The sequence below is a fragment of the Sulfurimonas denitrificans DSM 1251 genome, assembly GCF_000012965.1.
In the GTDB taxonomy this organism is placed as follows: Bacteria; Campylobacterota; Campylobacteria; order Campylobacterales; family Sulfurimonadaceae; genus Sulfurimonas; species Sulfurimonas denitrificans.
On record NC_007575.1, the window covers coordinates 2,074,497 to 2,086,730 of the forward strand.

A 12,234-nucleotide genomic window follows, 5' to 3' on the forward strand; every position below is an offset into this window, starting at 1 on the left:
ACATAAAGAGGTAAAACAGACACCCAGATTTATCTTTTGTTATATATTTTTACGCTTTAAGCACTCATCAACAATTTTTGCAACAACCAAATCAGAAGTGACATTCAATGCTGTTCTTGCCATATCTAAAATTCTATCTACTGCAATAATTAACGCTATATATTCCAAAGGCAAACCAAACTGTTTGAGAATAACAATGAGCATTACCAAAGAGGCACTAGGCAGGGCTGCAACTCCTACACTAAGAGCCACAACACTCACACCTAATAGTAACTGTTCAAAAAGCGTTAAATCAACTCCAGATAAGTGCGAGATATAGAGAGTTGCTATTGTCAAATATGCAGCTGTGCCATCCATAGAAATTGTCGCACCAAGAGGAAGAACAAAAGAGGCATTTTTTTTATCAACTCCGCCAACTTCTTCAACAACACGCATGGAAACAGGAAGAGTAGCCATACTAGAAGCTGTAGAAAATGCCATAATAGGAGCTTCACGTATCGCACTTAAATATTTAAACGGATTTATACGAGAAAAGAAAAACAGAAGAGCAGGCAGCGTAACAACTGCATGAAAAAACAGAACAGCTAAAACCATTAAAAGATACTTCCAAAGACCAATTATTACATCTACTCCTTGATTAGCAACCACATAAGAGATAAGGCTAAATACTCCAATGGGAGTTAGTTTTATAACCCACTGTGCTATTATAAGCATTGCATCCATTACGCCAGTAAAAAAATTAACCATTTCAAGCTCTTTTTGTTTAGCTACATGTAAAGAAGCTACTCCAAAAAGGGATGCAAAAACAATAATAGGCATCATTGATCCCTCTGAGAGAGAGTGAAATATGTTTGTGGGAATAAAGCTCAAAATCATGCTCTTAAATGAGAAAGATGCTAGCTCTGAAGCTTTTGCATACTCTAAACCTTCAACTGCGACAACCTCGCCAAGAGGCACTAAATTCATAGCCATTACCGCAGCAAATACAGCAAGCGCTGTTGTTAAAATATAAAGAGCAATAACTCTTGCCCCAATATCTCTAAGGCTTTTTAAATCGCCTAACCCAACAATTGATACATATATACTAGAAAAAACGAGAGGAACAACGAGCATTTTTAAAAAACTTATAAAAATCTCTCCTATAATTTGTTGCCCTAGTGCAAGTTGTGGTGCAAATACTCCAAAAAGAACTCCTAAGACTATACCCAAGAGAACCAGAGTATTTGTAGTAGAATATTTTTTTATTTTTTTTACCATTCTTTTGCTTTAGCTACAACAACATATATGTTGCTAATCCTAAAAAGCTGAAAAAGCCTACGACATCAGTTACTGTTGTAAGTATAACAGCGCTTCCAATTGCTGGGTCTATCTCCATTTTTTTTAAAAATAGCGGTATTGCTGCACCAAAAAAACCTGCGATAAAAAGGTTAATTATCATACTAAGCGCTATTACTAAGCCTAACATCTTTATGCCAAACCATATAGATGCTATTACGCCCATAACTATTGCAAAGACAAGCCCATTCATAAGTGCAATAAGAACCTCTTTTTTTATAATTCTCATCGCATCACCTTGAGAAATATCACCAAGAGCCAACTGCCTTACCACTACCGTTAGTGTTTGTGTACCTGCATTCCCGCCCATAGAAGCAACAATTGGCATTAAAACAGCAAGAGCAACCATGCTCTGCAATGTTTCTGAGAACAGACCAATAACTAGTGAAGCAAAAATAGCAGTTAGAAGATTTATCCCAAGCCATGAAGCTCTTTTTTTACCTGCCTTGTAAACCTCATCATACTCTTCTGCATCATCGTCAACTCCAGCAAGGTTATACATCTGCTCGGTTGCATGTTCGTTTATAATATCGTAAATATCATCTGATGTTATACGACCAAGTAAAACCCCATAAGCATTTACAATAGGCATAACTGAGAGATCGTACTCTTCAAAGTAGCGAACAACATCACGGATATTTTCTCTATCTTGAGCTTTCTTTGGCTCAAAACTATCTTCGCTATCATCTATATTTTCAATCAAAGTTTTTTTAAAATCAAAAATCAGCAAATCATCTAAACCAATAGTATATAGAAGTTTTCTATCGCTGCTTGTAATAAAAAGATTTTGAATATTTTCTATATGTTTTGCACGCCTAAGTTCTGCAAATCTCTTTATTACATCATGTACTACCTCATTTCTATCAGCAGTAAAAATTTCAAGCTGCATATATGCGCCAGCTTCATTATCGTTATAGGTCTGAAGCTTTATAATCTCTTTTTTATCATCTTCATGTAGAGTGTCAAAAACTTGCGAAGCGATATTTTCATCAATATCTTCAAGACCTTGTAAAAAATCCACTTGGTCATCTGACTCAAGCTCTCCTACCGCATGTCCTAGTTCATCAATACTTAAATTTTCAACAACATCATCAAAATATCTATCAGGAAGGGCTAACGCTACATCACCAATTAAATCTTTTGGAATAAGTTTTAGCGCAGCAGCAAAATGACTATCATCAAGCTGTTTTAATATTTTTGCTATATCAGATGGATGCATCTCACTTAATTCGTGAGCGTTTAAATACTCTTCTAATTTATTCATAATTGTCTATTTAAAGAGGTAAAAATCAACATAAAAACTATTTTTTTCATTTTAAATCTTTTTTTTATTTATCTAGCGTATTGTAACATCAATATAAGAGTTTTTTAAATAGTTAAAATCAAACTAAGATTTATTTAATTACCCCTCTATCGCCATTTTTAACTCCTCTTTTGTAGAGACAAATCTTATCTCTTTTACTTTTTCATCTTCTATATAAAGCAGTGTTGCTTTTGCTTCTCGAGTTGGAATAATAGCTTCAAGCTTATCACCATAATAGAGATATATGGGATGTTTATATTTTTGAAGTCTTGGAAGTGCTACTATCTTTGCTATAATCTTTGGCATCTTATGAACATCCGCAATAAAAACAGCGTTGTAGCTTAAGAGATAGAGTGAATCTTTAGTATCTAAATACTCATTGATAACTGCGCTTATGTCTTTTTCAAAAGCTATTATTATGAGTTTTATATTTTTTGGTATTTTTATCTCCTCTGCACTTGGAGTCTCATATACAACACCCTCCAACTCTTTAAGTGACAAGTTTACAGCAGCAATCTCTGAGCCAAAGAGTGTTGCAGTAATGATTAAGAGTGATAAAAAATTATTCATGTACAATGATAACATTTTAGATTAAAACTTCTCTCTGTTAAGCAGATTATCCATCTTAACAAATTATAATACTACCATCTCGCACTCAAGGATACTTATGGTAAAACACTTTAGCTTGGTAGTTATCTTATCTCTTGTTCTTGTATTTTTTTCAGGTTTTTGGTCTGGAAAAAGTGAAAAAGAGATTAAAGAAGACAATACCAAAGAGAGGGTTGAGCGCATAAAAACAAGCAATGATACACTAGAACTTCTTTATAAATATGCCCCTGAAGCTAGAAGTATGGTTCTTCGCTCTTATGGGTATGCAATATTTAGCAATCTTGGAGTAAACCTTACTCTACTCTCAGCAGAAGGTGGAAAAGGTATGGCTCATAACAATAAAACAGGAGTAAATACCTACATGAACATGGGTTCTGGAGGTCTTGGATTTGGGCTTGGCATTAAAGATTTTAGAGCTGTTTTTCTATTTGAAAATAAAAGAGTCTATGATAATTTTGTCAATCATGGATGGGAAGCCAATGCTCAAGTTGATGTAACTGCAAAATATAAAGATAATGGCGTCTCTATAAATGCCGCTGAAACGGTTGCTTTTGGGATAAGACTCTATAAACTTACACAAAATGGTCTAGCACTTCAAGCAACAGTACAAGGTACGAAATATTGGAAAGATAAAGAGCTTAACAAATACTAATATTTAGTTAAGCAAACTAATCCTACAATTGCTTTATCTTAATTTCAAAGGATATTTTATGAAAAAAATTTTAGTTAGTATTGCTGCTGTTGTAGCTTTAAGTTCAGCTGTAATGGCAGGTGTTAATTCTCAAACTGGTTGTGGCTTAGGTTCTGTAATAATCAAAGATGATTCAAGTGCTGTATTATTGGCACTTCAAGCTACTACAAACGGTACTTCAGGAAACCAAACATTTGGTATCACTTCAGGAACTCTTGGTTGTAAAAAAACTCAATTCGTTATGAATGAGAGAGCAGAAGAGTTTGTTGCTTCAAATATGGATCAACTTGCAAAAGAGATTGCTCAAGGTCATGGCGAGAGTGTTGACACTTTAGCAGAACTTTTAGAAGTATCTGATAAGGCAACTTTTTCAGCTTCACTTCAAACAAACTATAATAACATCTATGCAACTCAAAATGCAAAAATGGCTGATGTTTTAGACAATATCTCTACAACTTCTCTTTAGTAAACAATCAAACGGATGGATTTTCATCCGTTTTGATTAAACTCACTCTTAGGAATATCCAATTTTAAATCGTCTCTCCCTCTTAATGATTTTTTTGTCTCTTTTTTTAGAAGCTTCTTCACAACTATATAAACAAAAAGCAGATGAGTTAAATTTAGCTGACTCAAAGTATTGGAAAATCCTTCTACATGTAGAAAATGGCGTCAGCCAGATTGATGATGAGAGATTTTTTCTCTCTAAAAGTGGTAAAGTAGATGCTAAAAGTGAGCTATATGCCACAATAGATGCTCTCTTAAATGAGAAAGTTTTTGATGATAATGCAACTGCATGTAGATTTCCAGCAAGAGCTGCTTGGTTACAGGAGGAGTTGAGGGAGATAAAACTGCCTGAAGTTACATGTAACGAATATGACAAAATTATCTCAAGATTAGACCCAAAATCAGTCACACTTGTTTTTCCTTCCGCTCATATAAACTCTCCAGCTTCTATGTTTGGACACACTTTTTTGCGCATAAATTCTGAGTACGACTCTAAATTGCTCTCTTATGCCGTAAACTATGCAGCAGATGCTAATCCAAATAAAGAAAACGGAGTTATTTTTGCTATAAAAGGACTCTTTGGAGGATATTTTGGCAAATACTCTCTGCTCCCTTATTACGATAAATTAAAAGAGTATAGAGATAGTGAACAAAGAGATATTTGGGAGTATGATTTAAATTTGACTGAGGAAGAGACTCTTAAGATGGTTCGCCATATTTGGGAGCTCAATGATACACAATCTTACTACTACTTTTTTACAGAAAACTGCTCTTACAATATGCTCTGGTTTTTAGAAGCTGCCAGACCTTCTATTGATTTGAGAAAATACTTTACATACCAAGTTATACCACTTGAGAGTGTTCATGCTGCAAATAGTGAAAATATCATCACAAAGAGTTCATATAGACCCTCAAAAAGAACTCTGCTTCTAAAATATGAGGAGCTGCTTGATAAAAGATATATTTCACTCCCTTTCTTGTTGATAGATTCAAAAATAACTCCAATTTCTATCGTTGAAGATGCAAAGATTGAGTCTCAGCAAAAAAAATATATACTTGAATCATCCATAGAGCTCTTAGAGTATAACTTCAGTAAAAGCAAGATAACTAAAGAAGCATATCTACAACTTTTTCATTCACTCTCTATTGCGAGGGCATCTCTTGGTTTGGGAGAGAAGATAGAGATTAAAACTCCTGCAAATCCTCTTCAAAGCCATCAAGCCATAAGAGCAATGATTGGTGCTGGGGTAAAAGAGGGTAAAACAGTTGGTTATTTAGGTCTGCGAAGCGCTTATCATAGCTTAGAAGACAGTAATTACGGATTTTTAAGAGGCACTCAAATTGAATTTTTAAATATTGAACTCTCCTACTCTCAAGATAAAATAGATCTCGAAGATGCAACTATTTTATCTATTGTCTCACTTGCACAGCGCTCATATTTTTTTGAGAACTTATCATGGAGAACTAAATTTGGATGGGATAGAGATTCACTAGACTCTAATGCAAACTTTATGGGCACTGTTGGTGTTGGTTTTAGCTGGGGAAATGAGTTAGGTTACAGCTACATAATGGCGGACCCGCTATTTTATGTCGATGATGGCTTTAAATCAGCCATTGGAGGCTCTATTGGATTTGTTATTGATAAATACAGTTTTATGAGCACAAAAATGGAGCTGACAAGAAGATACTATGATGTTGGAGAAGCGCAAAATCTCTTTGGAGTAGCACAAAGCTTTAGACTCTCTAAAAATATGCAACTTAGGGTTGATTATGATTTTAAGCAAAGGGATGACAGGGCAAAAGAGAGACAAGAAAGAAGCTTAAAGTGTTACTTTAATTACTATTTTTAGAATCTATTACTTTAGCTCTACAAGGTAGCCATCAGATATTTTTTTGAAACTATATTTGTAATGTCCATCAAGTTCAACTACAACTCTATAAAATTTATCGTGGTTTCCAACTCTTATCTCTGTGAAAATAGAATCAATATTTTTTCTAATGTAGTTTTTTACCTCTGCATCACTTTTAAAATCTATAACTATTCTGTGTGGATTTGCTAGTAAAAAATTTCTTATCGATTCATGTTTTGTTGTAAGCTTTAGAGTTTTTCCAGATACTAATATTGATAGATATTCAAGTGCTACATTGTCAGTGCAAAGTGCCTTTGTTTTTCTGTCTTGCGAGACTTTTATCTCTGGTTTTACATCTTTTTTTACTTCAACAATGCTCTTTTTTTCTTCACTCTTGGTTTCAACTTGAGGTTGTGAACTGTTTTGAGATATTAAAATAGGAAAATGCCAATCTATAGAGTTATCTAAATTAATGCTTTTTCTCTCAATAGAGCCATCAAGATTTTTATACTCTATCGTAACTTTTTGCAGTATTCTAGCTTGATTAGGAATAGAGATTGAGGCCTTATTGAGTGGTGGTTTTGAACTATCTTCATTTGTTGTTAGGACAATATCTTTCTCACCCTCAGAAGGGAAGAATGGGTTTTCACGAGCATTTAGTGTTAAAAATAGTAAAGTAAAAATCAATAAAACTTTAATCAAAACAACCCCTAAATATATTTACATGTATTATAGCAAGTAGTTACTATTTTGCAGAAATCTCTTTTAGCTCAAAATACTCTCTTTGAAGTTCTGCATTTTCAGCCTTAAGCCTCTCTATCTCTGTTTGGAGATGGTTTTGATAATCACTCAAACCCATATAAACTTGTAATGAATTCTCTCCATAAAGAAGTAATCCAATATAAACACCAATACTCAAAACTAAAATAAGAAGCAGAGAGAACTTTGAAAATGATAGACCAAGGTATCTCTGTATGATACTCTGTTTATCTTCATATTGCTCAAAAAGTTCCTCTTTACTCATAATAGCTCTTAGTTAAAAAGCTCTGAACCTAAATATTCACCATAAACCACTTCGTTCTCAATCTCTAATAGGCGATTATATTTAGCTGTTCTCTCTCCTCTTGCTGTTGAGCCTGTCTTTATTTCGCCACAATTAAGTGCAACTGCAAAATCAGCGATAAAGGCATCTTCACTCTCCCCTGAACGATGGCTCATAACACATTTATAACCATTTCTTTGAGCGAGACGAACTGTCTGCATAGTCTCACTCACTGATCCGATTTGGTTTGGCTTGATAAGAATTGAGTTTGCAATGCCTTTTTTAATGCCTTCATTTAAGATAGTAGCATTTGTTACAAAAAGGTCATCTCCTACAAGCTGAACTCTATCGCCTAATTTTTCGGTAAGTAGTTTCCAGCCATCCCAGTCATCTTCGCTCAAGCCATCCTCAATAGAGACAATTGGATACTTGTTGCATAAATCTACATAATAATCAACAAGCTCAGCAGAGGTAACTGTTCTGTTTTCGCTATCAAGTCTATAACCACCATCAGATACAAGTTCAGAAGCGGCAACATCAAGTGCGATTGCCATCTGTTCACCCGCTTTATATCCAGCTTTTTCAATTGCTTGCATTATTATCTGAATTGGTTCTTCATTTGAAGATAAATCTGGTGCAAAACCACCCTCATCACCAAGTGCCGTATTGTGTTTTTTAGATTTTAAAATTGCTTTTAAATTATGATAAACCTCAGCGCTTGCTTGAAGTGAAGTTGCAAAATCTTCAAATCCTACTGGCATAATCATATACTCTTGAAAATCTACTGAGTTGTCGGCATGACTTCCGCCATTGATAATGTTTAACATAGGTGTTGGTATAACCATAGCATTAGCACCACCTAAATAACGATAAAGAGGGATTCCTAGACTTTTTGCAGCAGCACGTGCAACTGCCATAGAGACGCCAAGAACAGCGTTTGCTCCCAAGTTTCCGTAGTTGTCAGTTCCATCTAACTCTTTCATGGTTGCATCAATTACAGCTTGATTAAACGGTGAGAGTCCTATTAGGGCATCAGAAATTTGAGCGTTTACATTTTCTACAGCTTTTAAAACACCTTTGCCCATATATCTGCTTCCGCCATCACGTAGTTCAAGTGCTTCACGTTTTCCAGTGCTTGCACCTGATGGTACGATTGCGCTCTCTTTTGTTCCATCGCTTAATTCTACCGTCGTTTTTACTGTTGGGTTTCCGCGAGAATCCATTACTTCAATCGCACTTACATTATCAATAAACATCTTCTAACCACCTCTTTTGTATTAAGTATATTATTTTATCATTTTTTTATAGTGAATTTATAAATCGACATCTTCTATATCTAAGCTGTCCATTGTCATAAGATCACCTAAGCCCATAGCTGCTTTAATCTTCTCTTCAATTTCATGTGCCAACACTTTGTCTTCCATAAACTTAGCTTTAACATTTTCGCGACCTTGACCTAGCTTTGTCTCTCCATAAGAGAACCAAGCGCCACTTTTGTCAATGATATCAAGTTTTACGCCATAGTCAACAAGTTCACCCTCTTTTGAGATTCCCTCTCCAAACATTATATCAAACTCTGCTTGACGAAACGGAGGAGCAACTTTATTTTTTATAACCTTTGCTTTTACACGATTACCAATCTGACTCTCACCCTGCTTAAGCGATGCAATACGTCTGACATCAATACGAACAGAAGCGTAAAACTTTAGAGCATTTCCGCCTGTTGTAGTCTCAGGAGAGCCATATCCCATCATTCCTATTTTCATACGAATCTGGTTTATGAAGATAACTGTACAGTTCATCTTATGAAGTATGCCTGTTAATTTACGAAGTGCTTTTGACATTAGTCTTGCTTGAACACCAACGTTTTGGTCGGACATTTCGCCCTCTATTTCAGATTTTGGAGTAAGAGCTGCAACAGAGTCAATTACTATGAGGTCTATTGCGCCACTTCTTGCAATAGTCTCAACAATATCTAGTGCTTGCTCGCCATAATCTGGTTGTGATACAAGAAGATTATCAACATCAACACCTAGATTTTTAGCATACCCAACATCAAGTGCATGTTCTGCGTCTATAAAAGCACAAACTCCGCCAGCTTTTTGGCACTCTGCTGTTATTTGAAGAGCTAAAGTTGTTTTACCAGAACTCTCAGGTCCATATATCTCAACAACTCTACCTTGTGGTATTCCACCTATTCCAAGAGCTAAATCAAGTCCAAGAGAACCTGTACTAATTGACTCTATTGGCATTATCTCTTTATCGCCAAGTCTCATAAGAGCGCCTTTGCCAAATGCCTTATCAATCTGTTTCATCGCCAAGTCTAGTGATTTTTGTTTATTTGCGTCCATTTTAGGCTCACTTTATAGTAAATTTAGACTTATTATATGACAATTGAACTCTTTTACTAAAAAATATTGCAAATTGTCATATTAATTTTTTTTATGTAGAAAAAACTTGCATAACTTAATGTGATTTTACCTTTTTTTTGTTAAAACATTGTTTATTGTGTACAATAACAGATTAATATCTCTTCGTAATAAGGTTATAAATTGATATCAAAAAAAGAGCTTAACTTTTTTTCACCCAAACCTCTAATTTTAATATCAATTATTTGGTTAGTTGTCGGTTTCATTTTTATAACCTCTAAAGTAGAAACTCTAAAGAGTGAAAAATATCAAAATTTAACTACAGAAGCGCATGACAAACTAAAAACACTTATTAATGAGAAAAAAGAGGCTCTTTTGTTTGTAACGCTCCCTTTGGCAAACGATATACTAATCAAAGAGGCTCTGGCAAAAAGAAATATACAGAGATTAAATCTACTCAAATTTTCAGACAATCTAAGTAAAAACACATCTTTAAAAGGAACTTGGTTTCAACTTATATCCTCAGATGGTAAAAGTTTTTATAGAAGCTGGATAGACAAGAGAGATGATGACCTCTCCCTTATACGAGATGATGTAGCAGAGATGATAAGAAATCCACATGTAATATCTTCAATCAGTGCTGGCATCTTTGATATAACTTTCAAATCTATGGTGCCAATTTATAAAAACGATAATTTTATTGGCTCAATTGAAGCTATTTCTAACTTTGATTCAATAGATCTAAAAATGAGAGATGCTGGGTATGAAATCATCTTTTTAGCAGATAAGAAGTACAAAAAGCTCTTGATTGAACCATCAAAAAAGACATTTATCTCAGATTACTATGTAGCAAATTCAAACTATAATAAAGAGCACTTTGAGATTGTAAAAACTAAAGGTATAACTCATTTTCTAAATGAGATGCCCTTTCATGTAAATGAGGAGAAAAATAAGCTTATAAGTACTTATCATCTTATGGGAGTTGATGATAAAGAGATTGCTTATTTTATTATATTTCAAGATTTAGACGCTATTGATTTTAGCTCTATCTCCAGAGTAAGGGATAGTTTGATTTTCTTTTTATTCTCGTTTTTTGTTTTCTTGATTTTACTCTCCTTCTACATCTATTTTACAAATGAGAGAAGAGAGATACAACAAAGAAATATAAATTTACAAAAAAAAGTTCAAACAGCGGCTAATGAGCTTGAACATCTATCTCGTCATGACCATCTAACAAATCTTCCAAATAAAACGTTACTTATAGATAGGCTAGAGCATAGCATAAACGTAGCAAGCAAAAATGGACAAAAAGTATCAATTCTATTTTTGGACCTTGATAGATTTAAAGAGATAAATGATACTTATAATCATGAAGTAGGCGATAAACTTCTACAAGATATCTCTAGAAGATTAAAAAAATTAATAAAAGAAGAAGACACTATCGGAAGATTTGGCGGCGATGAGTTTATTATCATACTAAATAATTCAAACGAGACACAAACAGTTGAAGTTGTGACAAATATCATGAGTGCTATGAGTGAACCTTTTAACGTAAATAAGGTTAAACTTCATACAACTTTTAGCATTGGTATAAGTATTTTTCCTGATGATGGAAATAGTAGAGATATCTTAATTAGAAATGCTGATACCGCCATGTACGAGGCGAAGAGTAACGGTAAAAATAGATACCAATTTTATGACAAAAAAATGACAGAGCTGGCTTTTGAGAGAACTACTCTTGAGAGCAACCTAAGAAAAGCAATTCAAAACGAAGAGTTTGAGGTCTATTTTCAGCCAAAGATAGACGCTAGAGTTGATAAAGTTATAGGTCTTGAAGCACTAATTCGTTGGAATCATCCAGAGCTCGGACTTATTCCACCAGTGAAATTTATCCCTTTTGCAGAAAATATTGGACTTATTATAGAGATAGATAGATGGATGATGAGAGAGGCTGCTGCACAAGTTCTCTTATGGAAAAAAGAGAATATTGTGTGCGGAAAGCTCTCTATAAACGTATCAGCAAAACAGTTAGAAGACGATAATTATGTAGAGTTTTTAAGTCAAAAAATAAACGACATAGGAATTGACCCTAAAGATTTAGAGATAGAGATAACAGAGGGGCTAATTATGAAACACAGCCTACATGTAACATCTACACTCAATGCTATTCGAGAGCTTGGGATATCTATCTCTGTTGATGATTTTGGAACGGGTTACTCATCGCTGTCGTACCTAAAACGTCTTCCGATAGATAAATTAAAAATTGATCGCAGTTTTGTAAAAGATTTACCACATGATAAAGATGATATTGCAATTGTTAAAACAATTATTGCTCTAGCGAATAATCTCTCCTTAGAGCTAATTGCTGAGGGTGTAGAGACTAAAGAGCAGAGAGATTTTCTTCTAAGTGAGGGTTGCCATAATATTCAAGGTTACTTCTACTCTAAACCCTTAAAAGTGAATGAATGTAGGGAGTTTTTACTCAATTACATGTAGAATTTATGCTTATTTAGTTAAAATCAAGTTTACGT

11 protein-coding genes are annotated in these 12,234 nt (G+C 34.3%); 4 read left to right on the top strand and 7 right to left on the bottom strand.

The window, feature by feature from the left end; genetic code table 11:
* Window positions 1-39 precede the first annotated feature (39 nt).
* The 3 genes from SUDEN_RS10350 to SUDEN_RS10360 form a co-directional block, all read right to left on the bottom strand.
* Window positions 40-1,257, bottom strand: a complete 1,218-nt coding sequence (locus SUDEN_RS10350; RefSeq protein ID WP_011373607.1) for a dicarboxylate/amino acid:cation symporter — start codon at window positions 1,255-1,257, stop codon at window positions 40-42.
* A gap of 13 nt (window positions 1,258-1,270) precedes the next feature.
* Window positions 1,271-2,599, bottom strand: coding sequence for a magnesium transporter (mgtE, locus tag SUDEN_RS10355; RefSeq protein ID WP_011373608.1), 1,329 nt, complete (start codon window positions 2,597-2,599; stop codon window positions 1,271-1,273).
* A gap of 138 nt (window positions 2,600-2,737) precedes the next feature.
* Window positions 2,738-3,208 (bottom strand): hypothetical protein, encoded by a 471-nt coding sequence (locus tag SUDEN_RS10360; RefSeq protein ID WP_148153561.1) that lies wholly within the window; start codon window positions 3,206-3,208, stop codon window positions 2,738-2,740.
* Window positions 3,209-3,305: 97 nt separating this feature from the next.
* On the opposite strand from SUDEN_RS10360, the gene SUDEN_RS10365 reads away from it, so the two are divergent.
* The 3 genes from SUDEN_RS10365 to SUDEN_RS10375 all read left to right on the top strand — a co-directional run bounded on the left by SUDEN_RS10365 (window position 3,306) and on the right by SUDEN_RS10375 (window position 6,292).
* A complete protein-coding gene (locus SUDEN_RS10365; RefSeq protein ID WP_011373610.1) occupies window positions 3,306-3,899 on the top strand; it encodes a hypothetical protein in 594 nt (197 codons plus the stop codon).
* 58 nt (window positions 3,900-3,957) lie between these two features.
* Entirely contained in the window at window positions 3,958-4,404 is a 447-nt protein-coding gene (locus SUDEN_RS10370) for a DUF3015 family protein (protein ID WP_011373611.1), read from the top strand.
* Window positions 4,405-4,498: 94 nt separating this feature from the next.
* The gene (locus SUDEN_RS10375; protein WP_158301049.1) at window positions 4,499-6,292 is read left to right on the top strand and encodes an Lnb N-terminal periplasmic domain-containing protein; all 1,794 of its coding nucleotides are present in this window, start codon (window positions 4,499-4,501) and stop codon (window positions 6,290-6,292) included.
* A gap of 6 nt (window positions 6,293-6,298) precedes the next feature.
* Here the strand turns inward: SUDEN_RS10375 and SUDEN_RS10380 are convergent, their stop codons facing one another.
* From SUDEN_RS10380 to recA, 4 genes are read right to left on the bottom strand one after another with little or no spacing between them, the layout of a single operon-like run.
* On the bottom strand, window positions 6,299-6,994 hold the full coding sequence (locus tag SUDEN_RS10380) for an AMIN domain-containing protein (RefSeq protein WP_011373613.1): 696 nt from the start codon (window positions 6,992-6,994) through the stop codon (window positions 6,299-6,301).
* A gap of 43 nt (window positions 6,995-7,037) precedes the next feature.
* Window positions 7,038-7,316, bottom strand: a complete 279-nt coding sequence (locus SUDEN_RS10385; RefSeq protein ID WP_011373614.1) for a hypothetical protein — start codon at window positions 7,314-7,316, stop codon at window positions 7,038-7,040.
* Window positions 7,317-7,324: 8 nt separating this feature from the next.
* The gene (gene eno / locus SUDEN_RS10390; RefSeq protein ID WP_011373615.1) at window positions 7,325-8,590 is read right to left on the bottom strand and encodes a phosphopyruvate hydratase; all 1,266 of its coding nucleotides are present in this window, start codon (window positions 8,588-8,590) and stop codon (window positions 7,325-7,327) included.
* A 57-nt stretch (window positions 8,591-8,647) separates the two neighbouring features.
* Window positions 8,648-9,685, bottom strand: a complete 1,038-nt coding sequence (gene recA, locus SUDEN_RS10395; protein WP_011373616.1) for a recombinase RecA — start codon at window positions 9,683-9,685, stop codon at window positions 8,648-8,650.
* 201 nt (window positions 9,686-9,886) lie between these two features.
* On the opposite strand from recA, the gene SUDEN_RS11145 reads away from it, so the two are divergent.
* Entirely contained in the window at window positions 9,887-12,199 is a 2,313-nt protein-coding gene (locus SUDEN_RS11145; RefSeq protein WP_011373617.1) for a bifunctional diguanylate cyclase/phosphodiesterase, read from the top strand.
* Window positions 12,200-12,234: the final 35 nt, after the last annotated feature.